19 protein-coding genes are annotated in these 18,965 nt (G+C 66.5%); 11 read left to right on the top strand and 8 right to left on the bottom strand.

Annotated features, from left to right (window positions below):
• Positions 1–48 precede the first annotated feature (48 nt).
• On the bottom strand, positions 49–1,182 hold the full coding sequence (locus tag DPM12_RS12325; protein WP_112258621.1) for a mechanosensitive ion channel family protein: 1,134 nt from the start codon (positions 1,180–1,182) through the stop codon (positions 49–51).
• A 42-nt stretch (positions 1,183–1,224) separates the two neighbouring features.
• Complete coding sequence (locus DPM12_RS12320; RefSeq protein ID WP_342778783.1) at positions 1,225–3,327, bottom strand: prolyl oligopeptidase family serine peptidase; 2,103 nt, start codon at positions 3,325–3,327, stop codon at positions 1,225–1,227.
• A gap of 153 nt (positions 3,328–3,480) precedes the next feature.
• Between DPM12_RS12320 and DPM12_RS12315 the strand changes: the two genes are divergently transcribed.
• The 5 genes from DPM12_RS12315 to DPM12_RS12295 all read left to right on the top strand — a co-directional run bounded on the left by DPM12_RS12315 (position 3,481) and on the right by DPM12_RS12295 (position 8,457).
• Positions 3,481–3,864, top strand: coding sequence for a VOC family protein (locus DPM12_RS12315; RefSeq protein ID WP_112258620.1), 384 nt, complete (start codon positions 3,481–3,483; stop codon positions 3,862–3,864).
• Positions 3,865–3,915: 51 nt separating this feature from the next.
• Positions 3,916–4,953: a LacI family DNA-binding transcriptional regulator gene (locus DPM12_RS12310; protein WP_112258619.1), complete on the top strand. Its 1,038-nt coding sequence runs from the start codon at positions 3,916–3,918 to the stop codon at positions 4,951–4,953.
• 82 nt (positions 4,954–5,035) lie between these two features.
• Positions 5,036–6,304 carry a sulfatase family protein gene (locus DPM12_RS12305; protein ID WP_112258618.1) on the top strand — a complete coding sequence of 423 codons (1,269 nt, stop codon included), beginning with the start codon at positions 5,036–5,038 and terminating at the stop codon, positions 6,302–6,304.
• Positions 6,305–6,430: 126 nt separating this feature from the next.
• Positions 6,431–6,949, top strand: coding sequence for a SigE family RNA polymerase sigma factor (locus DPM12_RS12300; RefSeq protein WP_112258617.1), 519 nt, complete (start codon positions 6,431–6,433; stop codon positions 6,947–6,949).
• Positions 6,946–8,457 carry a hypothetical protein gene (locus DPM12_RS12295; RefSeq protein ID WP_112258616.1) on the top strand — a complete coding sequence of 504 codons (1,512 nt, stop codon included), beginning with the start codon at positions 6,946–6,948 and terminating at the stop codon, positions 8,455–8,457. The genes DPM12_RS12300 and DPM12_RS12295 overlap by 4 nt, the downstream gene beginning before the upstream one ends.
• 77 nt (positions 8,458–8,534) lie before the next feature.
• On the opposite strand, the gene DPM12_RS12290 is transcribed toward DPM12_RS12295, so the two are convergent.
• Complete coding sequence (locus DPM12_RS12290; RefSeq protein WP_112258615.1) at positions 8,535–10,076, bottom strand: DNA polymerase Y family protein; 1,542 nt, start codon at positions 10,074–10,076, stop codon at positions 8,535–8,537.
• 132 nt (positions 10,077–10,208) lie between these two features.
• Between DPM12_RS12290 and DPM12_RS12285 the strand changes: the two genes are divergently transcribed.
• A complete protein-coding gene (locus tag DPM12_RS12285) occupies positions 10,209–10,595 on the top strand; it encodes a VOC family protein (protein ID WP_112258614.1) in 387 nt (128 codons plus the stop codon).
• 11 nt (positions 10,596–10,606) lie between these two features.
• On the top strand, positions 10,607–10,783 hold the full coding sequence (locus tag DPM12_RS24295) for a mycothiol transferase (protein ID WP_211658916.1): 177 nt from the start codon (positions 10,607–10,609) through the stop codon (positions 10,781–10,783).
• On the opposite strand, the gene sigJ is transcribed toward DPM12_RS24295, so the two are convergent.
• Complete coding sequence (gene sigJ, locus DPM12_RS12275) at positions 10,734–11,693, bottom strand: RNA polymerase sigma factor SigJ (RefSeq protein ID WP_112258686.1); 960 nt, start codon at positions 11,691–11,693, stop codon at positions 10,734–10,736. The genes DPM12_RS24295 and sigJ overlap by 50 nt on opposite strands.
• A 101-nt stretch (positions 11,694–11,794) precedes the next feature.
• Here sigJ and DPM12_RS12270 point away from each other — a divergent pair, with 101 nt between their 5' ends.
• On the top strand, positions 11,795–12,601 hold the full coding sequence (locus DPM12_RS12270; protein ID WP_112258612.1) for an SDR family oxidoreductase: 807 nt from the start codon (positions 11,795–11,797) through the stop codon (positions 12,599–12,601).
• Positions 12,602–12,653: 52 nt separating this feature from the next.
• Here DPM12_RS12270 and DPM12_RS12265 read toward each other — a convergent pair whose 3' ends face one another.
• Positions 12,654–13,478, bottom strand: a complete 825-nt coding sequence (locus DPM12_RS12265; RefSeq protein ID WP_211658912.1) for a hypothetical protein — start codon at positions 13,476–13,478, stop codon at positions 12,654–12,656.
• Between the two features lie 247 nt (positions 13,479–13,725).
• On the opposite strand from DPM12_RS12265, the gene DPM12_RS12260 reads away from it, so the two are divergent.
• The 3 genes from DPM12_RS12260 to DPM12_RS12250 all read left to right on the top strand — a co-directional run bounded on the left by DPM12_RS12260 (position 13,726) and on the right by DPM12_RS12250 (position 15,707).
• Complete coding sequence (locus DPM12_RS12260) at positions 13,726–14,475, top strand: DUF4287 domain-containing protein (RefSeq protein WP_112258611.1); 750 nt, start codon at positions 13,726–13,728, stop codon at positions 14,473–14,475.
• Positions 14,447–14,959, top strand: a complete 513-nt coding sequence (locus tag DPM12_RS12255; RefSeq protein WP_211658910.1) for a GNAT family N-acetyltransferase — start codon at positions 14,447–14,449, stop codon at positions 14,957–14,959. Before DPM12_RS12260 ends, DPM12_RS12255 begins: the two co-directional genes overlap by 29 nt.
• 130 nt (positions 14,960–15,089) lie before the next feature.
• Positions 15,090–15,707 (top strand): sulfotransferase family protein, encoded by a 618-nt coding sequence (locus DPM12_RS12250; RefSeq protein ID WP_158542872.1) that lies wholly within the window; start codon positions 15,090–15,092, stop codon positions 15,705–15,707.
• 97 nt (positions 15,708–15,804) lie between these two features.
• Here DPM12_RS12250 and DPM12_RS12245 read toward each other — a convergent pair whose 3' ends face one another.
• Genes DPM12_RS12245 through DPM12_RS12235 form a run of 3 tightly spaced genes read right to left on the bottom strand, consistent with a single transcriptional unit; the run spans position 15,805 to position 18,482 of the window.
• Positions 15,805–16,713 carry a sensor histidine kinase gene (locus DPM12_RS12245; protein ID WP_123788394.1) on the bottom strand — a complete coding sequence of 303 codons (909 nt, stop codon included), beginning with the start codon at positions 16,711–16,713 and terminating at the stop codon, positions 15,805–15,807.
• Positions 16,714–16,747: 34 nt separating this feature from the next.
• Positions 16,748–17,569: an ABC transporter permease subunit gene (locus tag DPM12_RS12240; protein WP_123788395.1), complete on the bottom strand. Its 822-nt coding sequence runs from the start codon at positions 17,567–17,569 to the stop codon at positions 16,748–16,750.
• Positions 17,562–18,482, bottom strand: coding sequence for an ABC transporter ATP-binding protein (locus tag DPM12_RS12235; protein WP_211658908.1), 921 nt, complete (start codon positions 18,480–18,482; stop codon positions 17,562–17,564). The genes DPM12_RS12240 and DPM12_RS12235 overlap by 8 nt, the downstream gene beginning before the upstream one ends.
• Positions 18,483–18,965: the final 483 nt, after the last annotated feature.

Below are 18,965 nucleotides of genomic sequence, written 5' to 3'. Positions count from 1 at the left end.
CCGACTAGTGTTCATGATCAGCGGAAGGGGTGCTCGGGGGTGGCGCGGCTACGCGTCGCCCTCCACATCCCCGGTGCCTTCTGAATCGTCCTCGAGTTCGGGCTCGGGCGGCCGCTTCACCTTGCGGCGCTGCTCTTCGGGGGTATCCGCGGTGGATTCGCGGTCGAGATCGGCGCCCGGTCCCGCCACCGCCGGATCCGGATCCGGCGAGACAGCCGGTCCTGCCGGGACGGCGGCACTGGCCTCATTCTCTTGCTTGATCCACAGGGTCCGCTGCGGGAACGGGATCTCGATACCCTCGTGATCGAACCGCCGCTTGATGCGCTCCCGAAGCTCGCGCGCGACCTTCCACTGCTCCATGGGCTGGGTCTTGATGACCACCCTGATCACGATGCTGTCGTTGCCGAGCGTCTCGACACCCCAGACTTCCGGCTCCTCCAGGACCAGCTCGCTCCAGAGCTCTTCGTGGGCAAGGTTGTGGCTGATCTCTTCCAGCAACCGCCGCACGCTGGCGGTGTCGGAGTGGTAGGCGACGTCGACGTCCACCACGGCTCGCGCCCAGTCCTGGCTGGAGTTGCCAACCCGGCTCACGCTGCCGTTGCGCACGTACCAGACCGTGCCGTCGATGGCTCGTAGCCGGGTGACCCGCAGGCTGACCGCCTCGACCATCCCGGCTCCCTCGCCCATGTCGATGTAGTCACCCACGCCGTACTGGTCTTCGAGCAGCATCGCGATGCCGGCAAGGAAGTCCTGGACGAGATTCTGCGCTCCGAATCCGAGCGCGACACCCGCGATACCGGCCGACGCGAGCAGCGGCCCGATCGGGTAGCCGAGGATGTCCAGTGCCATGACGATGACGATCACGCCGATGACGAACGTGACCGTGCTCTTCGTCAACGAGCCGAGGGTCTGTACCCGCAGTGATCGCCGCTCGGAATAGGCACCGGCACTTCCGAATACGACCCGTGCCGCCGTCGTCGATCCGAGCACCTGGTCCGGGGGCTTGCTCTCGACGGTACGTGCCACGACCCGTTTGATCACCTTGTGTATCAGGTAGCGCACGATCAGGGCCGCGACGACGAGGCCGATGAGCTGGGCCGGCCGGTCCAGCAGGATGTCGACCCACCAATCGCCGCTGAAGCGTTCCGGGCCGTCGTCTTGCTCTTGCAGGAAAAGTGTCATGCTCCATCCAGGTCGGTAGGGGTTCGTCCGGGCCGCCGCTCTCTACCGTGCCAGACCCAGCTGCGCGGCGAGGAAACCGAGCTGGTCGGCCGCGAGCTCGGCCGTGCGCGAGATGGCACGCGCGCCGTGCCCGACGTTGCGTTCGGCGCGGAGCAGGACCGGTCGTTCGTCCGGATCGCTGGCGGTCGCGTGCTGTAGCGCGGCTGCCATCTTGCGGGCGTGAAGGGGGTCGACCCGGGTGTCGCCGTCGAAGACCGTGAACAACACCGCAGGGTAGGCGATCCCGTCGCGCACGTGATGGTAGGGCGAGTAGCTCAGGAGCCACTGGAACTCGTCGGGATCGTCAGCGGTGCCGTACTCGTCGTTCCAGGTGGCACCGAGGCCGAACTGTTCGTATCGGACCATGTCAAGCAGGGGCGCCGAGCAGACGACGGCGCTGTAGGCCTCGGGCCGCTGGGTCAGTGCTGCGCCGACGAGCAACCCGCCGTTCGAGCCACCCGAGATGCCGAGCTGATCACGGGTCGTCCATCCCTGCTCGACGAGGTAGTCGGCGGCGGCATGGAAGTCGTCGAAAACGTTCTGCTTGTTCTCCCGCATTCCGGCGCGATGCCACTGCTCGCCTTCCTCCGAGCCACCACGCAGGTTGGCCACCGCCCAGACGCCGCCGGCCTCGACCCAGGCCAGCGTGGTCGCCGAGTACGCGGGGGTGAGCGCGATGTCGAATCCCCCGTAGCCGTACAAGACCGTGGGCCGGGCGGGACGGGCGTCGCCTGCGGGAGCAACGATGATCATACGTACCGGCGTGCCGTCGGCCGAGCGGTACGTGACCTGTTCGGTGTGTACCGGCGGGAGCTCGAACTCGCCGGGGCTCGGCGCCCACGTGTCGACGGAGCCGGTCCGCGCGTCGTAGCGCAGCACGTGCGTGGGCGTGGTGTGGTCGGTGTAGACGAACCACGACTCGTGCCCGCCCTCGGGACGTTCGACCAGCCCTCCGGTGCTGCCCAGCCCGGGTAGGTCGAGGGTGTGCACGTGCTCGCCCGAGTCGAGGCGATGCACGGTGACCTCGGATATGGCGTGCCGGGTCCGGCCGGCGAGCAGGACGGGCTGGTCGAGTTCGGAGCCGTCGAGAATGGCGACGTCGCCGAGTACGGCCTCGGGATCTTCCGGTAGAAGGTCGCGCCAGTGCTCCTGTCCGGGCGTCTCCGGGTCGGTGACGGCCAGCCGGCGGCGCGGCGCGTCGAGGTCGGTGAGGACATACAGCCGTCCGTCCCGGCCGACGTGCACGCCGGCGCGGGCGTCGGCGCCGACCATGACCGGCGTCAGCACGGGACTGTCCGGATCGCTGGCATGCAGGTCGGCGATCCAGACGTCGTTACGCGGGGCGGTGCCTTGGGCCGCGGAGACGACGAGCCAGCGGCCGTCCCTGCTGACCGAGACGCCGTAGTAGTTGGTCTTGTCCAGGCCGGAACCGAAGATCTCGACGTCGCCGTCCGTGTCGGTGCCGACCCGGTGCAGGTAGACCCGGCGGTGAAATTGCTCCTCGCCGCCGGGAACGTGCTCGGGTGCCAGCCGGCGGACGTAATAGAAGGCCTCGCCGCCGGGCATCCAGGCGATGGGGGAGTAGCGAGCCCGGTCGATCGGCCCGTCGACGATCTTCCCGGTCGCCACATCGAGCACGCGGATCACCGATTCCTCGGTGCCACCCTCGGATAGCTGGTAGGCGAGCAGGTCGCCTTCCTTCGACGGCTGCCACGCATCGAGCGTGGTGGTGCCGGTGGGGTCCAGCGCCGCGGGATCGATGAGCGTGCGCTCCTGGCCGTCGGGGTCGATGGTGAGCAGGACGGCGTGCTCCTGCTCCGGTGCCCGGCGGGTGTAAAAGGCGCGCTCGCCGCGCCATACGGGAGCACCGACGGCACCGGAACGCAGCAGCGCGGTCAGCCGCTCGTGGAACGTCGCGCGTTCTGGCCATCGAAGCCGGCACTGCTCGAACAGGATGTCCTGCTCGCTGGCCCACGCGGCTGTTTCCGGTGCCTCGGGGTCCTCCAGGGGGCGGAACGGGTCCGGAACCGTGACCCCGTGCATCACGTCGGCGTGCTTGCCCTCCGGAGCTCGCGGATACCGGAGGGCAGCTGTGTCTGCTGAGATATCTGTGGATGTATCGGCTGATGTGTCGTGTACCACCCGATCGACTCTACGAGGCCGCCATGGGCGATCACCGCCGCACCCGGCGAGCCACCGTGCCTGTCTCACCTGTCGGCTATCGTCGGGTGCGGATGAAAGCGGCTGGAAGGTGATCCCATGGCTTCGGTCAGCGTGCGCTATTTCGTCGACGACGTCGACGCGGCTATCGAGTTCTACACCACTCACTTCGGATTCACGGTGGCATTCCACCCGTCTGCCGGGTTCGCCATCGTGACGCGTGACGCGCTGCGGCTCCTGATCAACCAGACGGATGGTCCGGGAGGCGCCAGCCAGGCGATGCCGGATGGACGGGTTCCGGAACCTGGTGGCTGGAACCGCATCCAGCTGGAAGTCTCTGACCTGGATGCCGTCGTCGGAGGGCTGCGTGAAGCTGGCGTGCGGTTTCGCAACGACATCGTCACGGGGCGTGGCGGGCGCCAGATCCTGGTGGAGGATCCGGCCGGGAACCCGCTGGAGCTCTTCGAGCCGCATGCAGAGTGAGCGAGTAGGCCAGTGAATGCGTAGGCGAGCGCGCGAGGTCGGAAACGTTCGATGACGGGAGCTAGCGACCGATCCCGCCGCGTGACGTTGATGGACGTCGCCCGGCATGCCGGCGTGTCCCGCGCCACCGCGTCCCTCGTCTTGCGCGAGAGCCCGCTGGTGGCCGAGCCGACCCGGCTGAAGGTCCGTGACGCCGTGCGCGAGCTGGGCTACGTCTACAACCGGGGCGCGGCGAGCTTGCGCATGCGCCGTTCCCACACCGTCGGGCTGGTCATCTCCGGGCTGGCCAACCCGTTTTTCGCGGACTTCATCGAGGGTGTCGAGCGCGAGCTCCGCCCGGCCGGATACGTTGCTTTCCTGGCCAACACGTTCGACGATCCCGAGCGGCAGGGCATGCTGATTCGCACCTTGCTTGAGCACCAGATCGACGGAATGTTGATTGTCGCGGCGGCCGGAAGCAGCGCCGAGATCGGTGTGCCCCCGGAGGCGGTCGACATCCCGTACGTGCTGGCTACGCGGCCCGTGCCGGGTGTGGCGGCCAGCTACGTCGGAACCGACAACCGGGCAGGTGCGCGGATGGCGGTCGACCACCTGCTGGGCCACGGTGCTCGCCGGATCGCATATTTCGGCGGGCCGGAGGACGGGGCCGCACGCATGGAGCGGCAGGCCGCCGTTGCTGAGCGGCTGGCCGAGTCGGAGTCTGACCTGGATCCGGCGTGGACCGTGCCGTCCCCGGTGTCTACCACGGATGGGCAGCACGTCGCGCGTGCGTTGGTGTCATCGAGCGCACCGCCGGACGCGGTCATCGCTCACAGCGACGCCATCGCCTTCGGGGTGATGCGCTCCCTGCGCGATGCGGGGATCGAGGTGGGTACGCGGTGCCGGGTGGTCGGTTTCGACGACGTCGAGCAGGCTCGGGCGTGGTCGCCGTCGTTGACCTCTGTCTCGGTCAAGGCCGCCACCCTGGGCGGGCGCGCTGCCCAGATGCTGCTGGAACGGATCCGTGCTCCCGAGATTCCGCCCGAGTCGCTTGTGCTGGAGCCCCAGCTCGTCGTCCGCGAGTCGTGTGGGTGCGGCCGGGATAGCTGACGCGGGGCGCAGTTGACATCTGCCGGGGAGCATGGTGTTGTCGCGGCGTTGTATTAGATCGATCTAAGAAAGCGCTCACAGCATGCGAACACCGCACATCGTCCTCATCCACTGCCACGATCTCGGCACCTGGTTGAGTTGTTACGGTGCGCCGCACGCGCCGACACCCGAACTTGAACGCTTCGCGAGCGAGGGCCTCGTCTTCGACCAGGCCTTCGCGACCTCACCGCTGTGCACGCCGGCCCGGTCGGCCCTGTTCACCGGGGTTTCTCCGCACCGCAACGGGCTGATGGGGCTGACCCACCACGGCTGGCGCTATGCACCCGGCGTGCAGACGCTGCCGGAACTGCTCCAGGGCACCGGGGTGCACACCACCCTCATCGGCCTGCAGCACGAGGACCCGGATCCGTGTGTGCTTGGCTACGACGAGGTGCGCGGGCTGGGTTTTCTGCCGCGTTCCTTGCAGGTCGCCGACGAGGCACGGTCCTGGTTCGCCGAGCACGGGCGAAGCGACGATCCCTATCTGGTGACGATCGGCATGTGGGAGGTCCACCGGCCATGGCCGGCGGAGGACTACGATCCGTTCCCTCCGGGCGACGTCGACGTCCCGCCATACCTGCCCGACAACGACGAGACCCGGGCGGACCTCGCCAGTTTCTACGGGGCGCTGCGCCAGCTCGACACGGCGATCGGCAGGGTGGTGCAGGCTATCGATCAGTACGGCGATCCGGACAACACCTTGGTGATCTTCACGACCGACCACGGAGCCGCGTTTCCCGGCGCCAAGGGCACGCTGTATGACCCCGGCGTGCGGGTCGCGATGATCGCCCGGCCGCCACGTGCATGGAACGTACCGCCTGGACGCATCCCGGGACTGGTCACCCACCTGGACGTCGTGCCGACGGTGCTTGACCTGTGTGGCGAGCAGCTGCCGGCCCAGCTGGAAGGCCGCAGCCTGCAACCCGAACTGCGCGGAGCGGCGGAGCGGTCGCGCCGCTCGCTGTACCTGCAAAAGACCTATCACGACGGCTACGATCCGATCCGTGCCGTGCGCACCGATCGGTACAAGTACATCCGCAACTACACGCCAGGACCGCAGCTGAAGCTAAGCAAGGATCTGGAGGAGAGCGTGACGCGGCGCGGCATGGATGACGCCCATCTGGCGCCTCGCCCCGGCGAGGAGCTCTACGCGCTCGACGAGGATCCGTGGGAGAGTGCCAACCTCGCCCAGCAGCCGGAGTGGAGGAGCGTGCGAGATGAACTCGCCGGTGAACTCGACCGGTACATGAACGACTTGAGTGATCCGCTGCTCGCGGGGCCGGTCGAGCCCCCTCCGGCACCCGTGCGGTGATCGTCTCTCCCGAGCCGGAGCTCCTGCTCCCCATCGGGAAAGCCGGCCCGATCGGATGACAACCGATCCGCGTTGAATTCCGTTTGGCAGGTGGCAGGGGAGAAAGTTCGCGAGGGAGTTGATCGCGTGGCTCGGAGCCAGACACGAGCTGACGAGTTCGTGGCATATGTCAGTGCCCGGCGGGGCTACCTCCGCCGGACGGCGTACCTGGTGTGCGGAGACTGGCATGCGGCCGAAGACCTGGTGCAGACAGCCCTGATCAAGCTGTACGCCGTGTGGCCACGTATCCACCGCGAAGGAGCGGAGGATGCCTACGTTCGCCGCATCATCGTCCGGGCCCACCTGGACGAGAAGCGACGACCCTGGCGCCGGGAGAAAGTGGGACTCGACGGCTTCGACGTGGCTGCACCGGAAGCCGTGTCGTTCGAGGACAGCGACGCCCTCGTGGCGGCCATGAAGACCCTGCCGGAACGGCAACGGGCGACGCTCGTGCTGCGGTACTGGTGTGGCTTGTCGGTCGAGGAGGCCGCGAGCGATCTGAACTGCTCGACGGGCACGGTCAAGAGCCACACCTCCCGTGCGGTCGCGAACCTGCGCGCGATCCTGTCGACCGATGAGCTGGCGGAAGAGAGGCAACGGTCATGAACAGCGACGATCAGATCAGAAGGATGTTCGACGACGTGCGATTCAGCGGCGAGCCGCCCATGGCATCGACGGCGTCGGACGACGTGAGCCGCGGAAGGCGGCACCTTCGGCGGCGACGGATGGCCGCGTGGGGTTCGGGAGTGGCCGGCGCGACGGCGCTGGTGACCGGCGCGGCGCTGGTCGTTCCCGGCGAGGATCCCGGTGGCCCGGAGCTTGATGTGGCCGGCGGAAGTGCTGGCGATGGCATGTCCGCCGAGCAGGGCCGGGCAGGGACATCGGAGGAGAGCGAGCAGCCAACCGAGAGCGAGCGGCCTCCCGGGATCGGTGAGTTCTCGAAGACGAGGCAGCTTCTGCTGGACACCGCCATCGAGCATTTCGATCCGGAGCAGGAGCACCTGCCCGACGAGGTGACCGGTGGGCAGCAAGGCAGTGGCGCGGACGGAGCGCTGTATGTGGGCACCAAGCTGGGATGGTCGGTTCCGGGTGAGGACGGTCTGGGCTTGGTCCAGGTCGCCGTCACCACGCCGGACTATGTCGAGTCTTCGGACCATGCGTTCGAGTCGATCGCTCACTACGTCGGCTGCGAGATGGACTCGGACAGCTGCACCGAGCAGGACATCCCAGGTACGGACGAAACCGCCTGGGTGAACGAGGGCGACGCCGAGAGGAACCTGGAATTCGGCGTCATCCACGAGCGTGCCGACGGCTCCCTCGTCAGCGTGGGCATCCACGACCTGTTCGGGAACAACAGCACCGAACCGGTCTCGGGCGTGGACATCGATCTCGACCAGGCATTCGCGTTCGTCACCGATCCGGAGCTCCAGATCGACGCGGCCGAGCTCGAGAACGCATCGGAGCAGAGAGAGGCTCGCGAGCGGTTCTCGGAACCGGACGAAGAGGAGCTCGACTTCTCCCGCACCGACACGGAACCGGCGCCGCAGACCGAGGAGATGGACGACGCGGATGTCCAGGAGGCGCTGCAGAAGTGCACCGAATCCGCGCCGAGCTGGGAAGGCTTCGAGCCCGTATTCGGCCTGACGGCCGAAACCGACGTCGACGCGTATGTGCCGACCGGCTGGGTGATCGCGCAGCGGGGCGACACCAAGCTGCTGTGCGAGTTCGGCAGTTCCGGGAATAACGCCGGGGGTGCGCTCTTCGGGAGCTCCGAGGCCAAGGACTCCCCATACCTGACAGCGCCGGTCGAGTCGAAGCGGGCCACGTTCGGGCTGTACACGAGTTCCGTCGACCGCGTGACGGTGCAGACCTCGGGCGGCCCGGAACAGGACGCGATCATGCGTGACGGCTACTGGTTCTTCCCGCACGACGGCAACGATGCCGGGCGTCTGGCGCTGCGCGGGTACGACGACGAAGGCGAGCTCATCTACGACTCCACGGAAGACGACGCCGAGTGCTACACCGACCCCGGGGGCACCGAGGTGATCAGGCCGGGAAGCGACGAGGATCTCGATCCCGAGGATTGCCGGCCGATGGTGGAGTGGGACCACTGAGGCCGCCCTTCGGCTAGCTCGTCCTTGCGAGCCGGTTGCTGTTCCCCGTCACCGTGACGGGAACGGCAACCGGCTTCTTAGGTGTAGGCCGCTTCGAGCCACCATCGGCCCTGCTCCACCGTGAGCAGCCAGGCACGGCCGTCGTCGGTGATGACCTGAAACCGGGCATAGCGCCGGTGCCGGCTCCGTTCCCACCAGTACTCCCGGACCGGCCATGGCCCGGTCCAGCCCGTGATGGCCAGCTCCTCCTTGCGCGACGCGTGGCTCACGACGAGCCGCGCGGGTGGCGCGGACACCGCCGAACGACCGCTGACCGTGACGTGGGCTCCCGACGCGTCGAGTACCTGGACGGGCTGCGGCTGGGTATGAACCGTGGACGGGGCCGGGCGCGGGATCCGTCCCGGCCACGGGCGGTTGGCGGGAGACGCGGTGGTGAGGGAGTCGCCCCACGGCACGCGGGCGGCCTGTTCGCCCGGGCCGCGGCCACCCGCGAGCTGTGGGCGGGTGACCGCCGCGTGCCCGAGCATGACCTGGAGCCGGGTGGCGGCCCGGGCAACCCGCTCGTTCACCTCGGACTGTCCCCACAGGGCCAGCTGCCGGCCGGTGTCGACCACCACCTGGTCGGGTGTGAGCAGCAAGTGGGTCAGGTCTCCGGTGAGCTGGCCCGCGGTGCGCCAGGCGTCCAGCTGCCAGCGCACCCGTTCGGCGACGGCGAGGCTGGACAGCAGTCCATCGTGCCGCCACAGCCGGGATCGGGTCTGGCCGTCCGTCGTGTTCACTTCGATCTCGACTCGTACGCACGCCAGCCCGCGCTCGCCGAGCTTGGCGTGCATCTGATCGGCCAGGCTCTTGGCGGCGAAGACGGCGGGCTCCGAGTGATCGAGCGGAGGATCGAAATCGAGGTGCACGGAGAGATCTTCCTCGGTAGGCCGGGCAGCCGGGGGCCGGGCCTGCCCGCCGGAGGCCAGCCGGTGCGCGGTACCGCCCGCGGAGCCGAACCGCGAGAGCACCTCGTGCGCCGGTAGCGCGGCGAGGTCACCCAGCGTGCGGATGCCGAGTCGCGTGAGAATGCCGGCCAGATCTGGCATGTCCAGCGCCGACACGGGGTGCGGTGCCAGGAATTCCGACGTCTTCGAGGACGGGACGAGGCAGAGCCCGTCGTGATCGTCGTAGGCGGTCCGGGCGGCGAGATCGGCCGCGAAGACGCCGTCGGCGACCCCGACGGCACAGATGAAGTTGCGCTCCAGCACGGCGTCGCGCACCCGGGACGCGACGGCTTCCTCGCCACCGTAGTAACGGCTCGGCCCCCGAGCGGGGATGGCGGCCAGCCCCGGGCGTACCACCTCCACCCGTGGGCAGAGATCCTCGATGGCGGAGAGCACGTGCTCGAATGCGCGCGTCTCGCCCTCGGGATCCTCCTCCAGCACGGTGACGTCGGGGCAGTAACGCTGTGCGTCGCGGAGTTTCTGGCCGCGGCGCACCCCGGCCGTCCGGGCGGCCGCCGTGCACGCCGCGACCCGGCCCGAGGACACGACGACGGCGGTGCTGGAAGGCTCCGTACCGGCGGCGATCAGCGGCCAGTCCGGACACCACACGACGAGAACCCGCGGCGCGTTCATCGACCTACCCCTTGCTGCCCGGCGCGATTGCCTACACCCTCAACTATCGAACGGGTGTTCGACAAATGTCAAGTGGAATGGTTTAGTGTGTGGCGTTTGGCGGACTCTGCTACGTGACTGGGAGGTCCTGACATGACCAGTAAGTTCACCGAGCTTGCGATCGACTGTGCCGAGCCCCACGGTCTTGCCCGGTTCTGGTGCTCGGTCCTGGACTACGAGGTGCAAGATGAAGACGACGGAATTGTCACGATTGGCTCCCCTTTGGTGCCTGAAGGCAAGAACCACCTTGGCCCAGTGCCACCGACGTTGACATTCGCGCACGTGCCCGAGGGCAAGAGCGGCAAGAACAGGCTCCACATCGACGTCAACCCAACCGACAGGGAGCAGGACGAAGAAGTTCGTCGGCTGCTCGACCTAGGTGCTCGACACGTCGACGTCGGCCAAGGCGAGGAGAGCTGGATCGTACTTGCCGACCCAGAGGGCAACGAGTTCTGCGTCCTTGCGAACCGCCGCCCCTGATCGGACGGCACGTGCTCGCGTATAGCAACCTCGACCAGCCATCGACATTCGCCACTCCCTCTGGCGAGCGTCCCGACCTCCGCCGTCCCTTGATCGACACGATCGAGGAGTACCTCCGCCACACCGGCCACGCCGACCTCATTTGCGAGGCCGTGGACGGTCTGGTCGGAAACGACCCTCGGCAGTGACACCCTCCGCAGTGACGATGCTCGGCGTGATGCCGAAGGCTTCCAGGTCGAGGTGGGCGAGGCGTTCGGGGTCCACGAGCACGTCGATGGTGGCGATCTGCCCGTGTGCCACGGTGAAGGCCATGATGGAGAACGCCCGCCCTCCGGCGATAGCCACTGCCCCGGCGGTTCCGTTGATCAGCGCTGGTTGCACGAACGGAGCGAGCCGCGTGGCCTTGGCTGCCTGAGCGGCCACGTCTCTTGCTCCCCGGATCACGGAGGTGTGGCGAGCGCGCGCCGTGCCGCCGTCGGCCCGCAGCACGACGTCGGGGGCGAGCACGGCGACGAGGGCGTCGAGGTCGCCATCCCGGACGGCGGCGAAGTAGGCATCGACCACTTCGCGCTGGCGTGTGAGATCGGAATCGGGATCCGGCGCCGCTCCTCGCACGCGGTGGCGGGCACGGCTGGCGAGCTGTCTGGCGGCGGCCGGGGAGCGTTCGACCATCGGGGCGATCTGATCGAACGGCACGGCGAACATGTCGTGCAGCACGAACGCGAGCCGCTCGGCAGGCTTGAGGGTGTCGAGCACCACGAGGAGTGCCAGCCCGACCGAGTCGGCCAGCAACGCTTCCTGCTCGGGATCGCCCTCGTCGGCGCGGCTGACGACGGGGTCGGGCAGGTGCACGTCGAAGGATTCCTCGCGCCGTCTTTCCCGCGTGCGCAGCATGTTCAGGCACACCCGCGCCACGACCGTCGTCAGCCACCCACCGACGTTCTCGACATTGCCGGCGCCGGCGCGGCTGACGCGCAGCCAGGCTTCTTGGACGGCATCGTCGGCGTCGTTGAACGAGCCGAGCATCTGGTAGGCCACCGCGCGCAGGCGGGCCCGGTGGTCCTCGAAACGCTCGGTCAACCATGCCTTCTCGTCCATCACGTCACGTTCCTCCGCCACGGGGTGTCATGAAGGTAGACCCCCGAAACCTCGCTGATGTGACGGGGAGATCGAATCCCGATCGAGCGATTGGAGGGACCATGACCTCCCACCTTCTGGTGACCGGCGGAACGGGCACGCTCGGGCGCCTCGTCACGCCCCGTTTGCTGGATGCTGGTTGCGAAGTGCGGGTTCTCAGCCGGAGCGGCCACGATCCCGGGGACGGTATCGAGTACGTGGTCGGCGATCTGGCCACCGGCGAAGGGCTTGATGCCGCGGTGGACGGAGTCGAGACCATCGTGCACTGTGCGGGCAGCTCCAAAGGTGATGAGGACAAGGCTCGCACGCTGGTCCGGGCGGCGTCGCGGGCCGGGGCGCCACACCTGGTCTACATCTCGGTGGTCGGTGCCGAACGTGTCCCCGTCGTCAGCGGCGTCGATCGCGCCATGTTCGGCTACTTCGCCGCCAAGCGGGCCGCCGAGCACGTCGTTGCCGACTCCGGACTGCCATGGACCACCGTGCGTGCCACCCAATTCCATGACCTGATCCTGACGGCGGCCCGAGGCATGGCGAAACTGCCGGTGATGCCGGTCCCGGCTGGCTTTCGCTTCCAGCCGGTTGACGCCGACGAAGTCGCGACGCGGCTCGTCGAGCTCGCTCTCGGCGAACCAGCCGGCCTCGTGCCCGACATCGCCGGACCCCGGGTCTATGGGATGAACGAGTTGCTCCGCGGGTATCTGCGGGCGGCTCGCCGGCACCGGCTGATGGTACCCGTCAGGGTTCCTGGCGCGGCGGCCCGTGCATTTCGGGACGGTGCGAATCTGGCGCCCGAACGGGCGGTGGGCCGGCGAACCTGGGAAGATTTCCTGATCGAGCGGCTGGACCGGCACGGCGGCCGGATTTCGTGATCGCGGGCACAACCACGATCATCACGAGTCACGGATACCGTACCGGCGGCCGTCAGGCCACATCGGTGCTGGTTGTCGACGCGTTCGGGTTCGCCAGTGCCGCCGGATCGGATGGCGTCTGCTTGGCCGCCGGCAGGGTCCGCCCGTCCGTGCTGCCGTGCTCGGCCGTGCTGCCGTGCTCGTCCGGGGTGTTGAGGTCGGGAACCGGGGCGAGCCCGGCATCGCTCACCGAGCCGTCTGATCCGGGGAGCCACAACCAGGCAGAGCGAGGGCGCCCGCCGGTGAGCCGCCCTTCGGCGACGGCCTTCACGCGGCGGCTACGCAGGTGCCCGTGGCCCTGTTCCACGCCTAGCCACAGCGACGATTCGATCCGCAGCCGGGCTGCCGAGCCTTCCCAGGGGGCGCCGGCCACGAGGAGTACCGCCCCGGATGTGCGCGCCAGCGCCACCAACCGGCGGGCGAGGTTGATCTGCGGCCGGGTGGGCGGGCGCAGCAGGACGACATCGACCGCCTCGAGCAGGGTGGCCACGACGTCGGCCCAGCGCTCGCCTGGCTCGTCGACCAGGAGCAGCCGGTCGAGATCGCATCCCAGTTCGGAGGCCGCGACGATTCCGCAGTCGGGCACGCCGACGATCCCGCACCACGACCCGGCTCGTGACGGCCCGGCGAGCAGTGCCAGTGCGAGCCCACCCGCGTCGTCGATCTCCATCGTCTGGCCCGGCCGCAATGCTGGGATCAGTGCCTGCAACGCGGGAAGTACCGGTAGACCGGTATCGTCGGAAGCCGCGCCGACCGTGTTTTCGGAGGCGATACCGACGGGTGCGCCTGAAACACTGGCCAGCGCCGCTGCCGTGCGTTGGCGCCTGGCTGTTCCCACTCGCCAATTGTCGAACTCACGTTCGATAAGTGTCAAGTAGAGTCGGTGTTGCAGTGCATGCGGACGGTCCTGTAGCCTTGACGAGGCGCGCATCCCGCGCCTCACCTCCAGTTCCGGTGCTCACGCCACCGGCGTTGTGGAGGCAAAGGGGACGTTGATGTTCTCGGGATGCCGGTGAGTATGCCCTATCCGGCGGGGTCGGCCAGGAGCGTGAGTCCGGTCGCCGCGCCGTTGATGGGAGCATGTGATGACCAGGCAGAAGTCGCTCAAATCCCGAGTTCGCGCGCGTATGGACAAGACGGGCGAGAGCTATACCACCGCTCGGCGTCAGGTACTCGGTGCATCCACTCGGGAATCGACCCCGGACACGACCCGGCAAGAAGCACCCGATAGTGCCTCCGAGAACGGCGTCCGTGCACTCCGGCGTTCGGAAGCGTCCGTGCAGGAACGCACTGGCCGAGGCTGGGACCAGTGGTTCTCGCTGCTGGACGGGTGGGACGCCACGTCGCGCACGCATACCGAGATCGCCGCGTGGCTCGTGGAGGAACACGGTGTCCCAGGCTGGTGGGCGCAGAGCATCACCGTCGCTTACGAGCAGGAGCGCGGCATGCGTGCTCCCGGCCAGCGAACTGACGGGACGTTCTCGGCAAATGCCAGCAAGACGATCGCCGTGCCCGTGCAGCGCCTCTTCGAGGCGTTCGACGACGCCGATCTTCGCCAGCAATGGCTTCCCGGGGCCCGTCTCGACGTTCGTACGGCCACGCCACCGAAGACGTTCCGGGCGGATTGGAACGGGGAAGCGAGCCGGATCGTCGTCGGGTTCACCACCATGGGTGAAACGAAGGCCCGGGTGGCGATCGAGCATGAGAAGCTGCCCGGCGCGGAGGCGGCCGCCGAGATGAAAGCCTACTGGCGCGAGCGGTTCGCCGTTCTGAAACAGCTCCTCGAGCATGGTGTAGAAAGAGATCGTGAGGATCCGGCTGGCCAGAACCGATGATCTCCCTGTTCTCCAGGACATCGAGCGGGCGGCGGGTGCGCCGTTCCGGGAACTCGGCATGGACGCCGTCGCCGACGACGCTCCGCCGACAATCGAGCAGCTCACCGAGTTCCACGAGGCGGGTCGCGCCTGGGTGATCGCTGACGAGTCCGACCGTCCCGTGGCGTACGTGCTTCTCGACGTCGTGGACGGATTCGGCCATGTCGAGCAGGTGTCGGTGCACCCGCACCATGCCCGCCGCGGGCTCGGCCGCCGGCTCGTGGACGCCGCCAGTGATTGGGCGTACGAGCACGGGCTGGCCGGGCTGACCCTCACCGCCTACACCGACGTGCCGTGGAACGCGCCCTACTACCGGAGGCTGGGATTTCGGGACCTCGCTGACGAGGAGATGCCGGACGGCCTGCGTGCCATTCGCCGTCGAGAAGCCGAGCATGGCCTTGATGCCTGGCCTCGAGTAGCGATGGTGAAACTACATGTGAATTAAAGATCACCTACTAAGTGATGAAATAAGTGATACATCCTGTTATGAGGCGATCCGTGTCTTGCGTCGTGATCATTCGCCTGTGTAGCATCACGACTCGTGCGTTTGTAGGCAAACTTCTTGGGAGATCAGAGTGGGTCTTTCGGTTATCGGCGCCGGCCCGTCTCGCACTGGAACGACGTCCCTCAAAGAGGCGCTTGAGCAGTTACTGGGCGGCGATTGCTATCACATGAGCGTGATCCCTGGCCATCCATTCGACCTCGGCGCTGACTGGACGAAAGCCGTCCGGGGCGAGCCCGTCGAGTGGGACAAGATATATGAGGGCTACGTGGCCGCCGTTGACTGGCCGACGTCTATGTGCTGGGACGAGCTGATCACCCACTACCCGGACGCCGTGGTCATCCTCTCCCAGCGGGAGAGTGCGCAGGAGTGGTACGAGAGCGTGGCCGCGACGCTGTTGCCAGTGTCACGCATGGCGGTGGCGAACAGGTGGACGGGCGACGGCTGCGGCCTCACGGAACTTCTGGAGCGCTTTGCCGGGTCGGAACAGTGGGATGACAGCGAGCGCCTGACCAAGGCCTACGATCAGCATCTCGCCGCCGTCCGCGAGTCGGTACCGGCTGAACGGCTTGTGGAGTGGAAACCGCAGGACGGGTGGGAGCCCATTTGCCAGGCACTGGGCGTGGAGGTGCCGGACAAGCCGTTCCCGTGGCTCAACCCGCGCAGTGACTGGACGTTCAGTCCCGTCTAGCTGAGGACCGGCAGGCAGCGCGATGGCGATGGGCAGATCTCGTCGCGCTGCCTGGCAGCTCGTCGGTAACGCTCGTCGGCCGGCCCTGAGGCCCGGGTCAGGTGTCGGACGTAAGAATTATCGATATCGAGAAAAACCCATCACTCAGGTTGGCTCGTACGGTGGCGTTCATCTTCTCCGCCAGGGTCTTGACGATATATAGCCCGAGCCCCGAGTGAGAGGAATGACGAGCCTGGTCTGCGCGGTAGGAGCGCTTGAACAGCTGATCAGGGTCGAGCGCCGAAGGATTCGTGATCTCGTTGCTGACCGTTACGACGACGCTGTGCCCGCGATCGTTCAGCGACAGCCAGATCTTTCCTTCGGTGTACAGGATGGCATTCTCGATGAGATTGTGCATGATGCGCTCGAACGCGATGTCGTTCGCCCATGCATAGACAGCTCGGTCGGGCAGGTCCATTTCGGGTTCGATATCTCGCTCCGCAAAGGACGTGTAGAAGGTCAACGCGACGTTCGTCAGTGACGCGTTGATGTCGAGCTTGCCCACGTCCACCTGGTAGTCGTCGGAGTCGATGATCGACAGTTCGAAGAAATTCCCGACGAGCCGGCTGAGCACGTCGGCCTTCTCGGCAATGATCTGCAGATAGCCACTGGCCTCATCCGGCGACACTCGGTCACGTTGCAGGAGCTGCACGTATCCCTTGACAGCTACCAACGGGGTCTTCAGATCGTGTGACATGTTGGCGATCTGGATCTTGAGATCGTGCTCGTTGTTCTTCGCGTCGATGTGCAACTGCCGCAGATGGGTGATGACCTCATTGACTTCGACTGCGAGCCGCTCGAGCTCGCGGTCCACGAGGGAGATCTTGACGATCTCCCTCGTGTCATCTTCACGAAGCCGTTCGAGCTGCCCGCGGAAACGGCGAATGTGGGTCTTGACCAGCAGGAGCTTGGTCAGGCAGATGGCCACGGTGAGGAGGCTCGCACCCAGCACCAGCTCCCAGAACATCTCCACCCACCAATTCGCTACTCGAGCTCACGTCCTACTTGAGCTCGCGCCTCCGCAGCAGCAGGTAGGACAGTATCAGCAAGACCGGGATGCCGATGACGCCGAACAGCGTGGTGCTGTAGATGACCTCACCTTCCGCCCAGAACCGTGACGCCTGGGAAAGGTGATACATCGGGTTGATGTTCAGGTAGGTCTCGGCCAGCAGATTGCGGTCGTCCCCGTAGATGGCCGTGACGAACACGGACGAGAACATGAAGATGGGAATGACCGCCAGCACCGCGACGGTGCTGTCCGTGATGACGTACAGGGTGAAACAGATGGCCGTGAGGACGGCCATGACGAGGAAGTGAAACGACACGAGAGCCAGGAGCTGCGCCAGCTCCTCACCGCTCGGCACCACACCGTTGTACGCGAACGTGACGGCGGACGTGATGGCGCTGTACACGTAATGCATCACGCCGAGTACGCAGATCGTGGCGACCCACTTGCACAGGTAGATCTTGTAAATGTTCTGCCCGTGCGCCACGGAGAGTTTGATGGTGCCGGTCTGGAACTCCTTGGCCACCACGTCCGTGCTCAAGACCATGAAAACGACCCACAACAGGCCGCTGAAGGCCGTGGACGTGTACGCCAGTTCCCAGAATGACGGCTCGGAGCTCTCGTAGGAGAAGCCGATAAATCCGTTGATCAACGGGATGCCGTCCTGTTCCCCGCGGACGGTTCCCATGCTGAACGGGCTCTCGGTGAAAGTCATGATGCCGAACAGCACGAGGAAGGCACCGAAGACGAGGCCCATGAGCCGCAGGGATCTCGAATGCAGCAGACGATAAAACTCGGACCGCAACTGATTAGGCACGCTCGACGCCTCCGATCAGTCTCGAGAAGTAGTCTTCGAGGCTGTCACCTTGCACGTACAGCGACTTCAGCGCTATGCCCTCGCGGACGATGGCGTCGGCGACTCGCTCGGGCTCGTCGATGAAGTCGGTGAGCATCAAGAGATTGTCGCGTCCGACCCGATAATCCGTGACCTTCAAGGTTTCTTCCAAGATCGTGGAGGTGCGTTCCGGATCGTCGGTCTGTACGCACAGGTAGCTGCGGCATCGCTCGTCGAGCTGGGCCGCCGAGATTTGTTCCACCATCTGTCCGCGGTGGATGAACCCGTACACGGTCGCCAGCTTGTGCAGCTCGGCGAGCACGTGGCTCGATACGAGGATCGTGACGTCCTTCTCCTTGTTCAGCCGGGTCAGTTCTTCACGGATCTGGATGATCCAGGTCGGATCCAGCCCGTTGGTCGGCTCGTCGAGGATGAGGAATTCGGGGTCCCCGAGCATCGCGATGGCAATGGCGAGCCGTTGCCGCATGCCCATCGAGAAATCCTTCGCCGGCTTCTTCCCGGTGTCCATGAGACCGACTCGCTCCAGAGCTTCGTCGACGTACTTCCCACCCGGCAGACCTCGCTGGAGACGCAGGACTTCGAGATTCTGCCGCGCGGTCAAGCCCGGAGCGACCGCCGGCCCGTCGATGATGCACCCGGTTCGGCTGCGCACCCTGGCCAGATCGCGGGCACCGGTCTTGCCGAACAGCTCGATCTCACCGTCGGTCGGTTGCGCCGCGCCGGTGAGCAGCCTGATCAACGTGCTCTTTCCTGCGCCGTTCTGCCCGACGAAACCATAGATCTGGCCACGTTTGATCTCCATATCGACATGACGAAGCGCGACAGTGTTCTTGTACTTCTTCGTCAGCTTGGATGCCTTGACGATGTCATCCAACGATGCTCCTCTCCTCGATGGACAGATGGGACGCCGCGGCCGGCCGGCGTATCGGGCATCACCACCCCGGGTGGTGATGTGGCTCGGTCCGGCGGGTGCGCCGGTCCGATCGCTCCCCAGTATCCATCTGGAGTATCAAGAAGACTTCAGGCCAAAAGCCAAGAATTTGTGAAGACCCGTAACCTTCGTCCGAGACGGCGGCCAGGCCGTCGGTGGCGGTGCCGGCCAGAGGAGTCGTCGCGTGGCCACCGCGAGTGAATATCTCGGACAGAAACTGATGTGCGTCGTCATCATTCTCGATGAATCAGAATGTGCGGCATTCTGGCCGAGCTCCGGAAATTCTGCCTCCACGAAAATTCTGGCTACCCCACGGAACTCGTTTCACAGAATGTTCAGCGCCAGTATTAGGTGCGTTCATGTCACGATGGCGAAATGCGGAACTCGCCGTCGACCCGAGCCACGTGGAGCGGGCCACGTGGACGT

The sequence above is a fragment of the Phytoactinopolyspora halophila genome (genome assembly GCF_003287285.1).
In the GTDB taxonomy this organism is placed as follows: domain Bacteria; phylum Actinomycetota; class Actinomycetes; order Jiangellales; family Jiangellaceae; genus Phytoactinopolyspora_A; species Phytoactinopolyspora_A halophila.
Note: the sequence above shows the minus strand (reverse complement) of the source record. Positions and strands in the feature narration are given on the sequence as shown.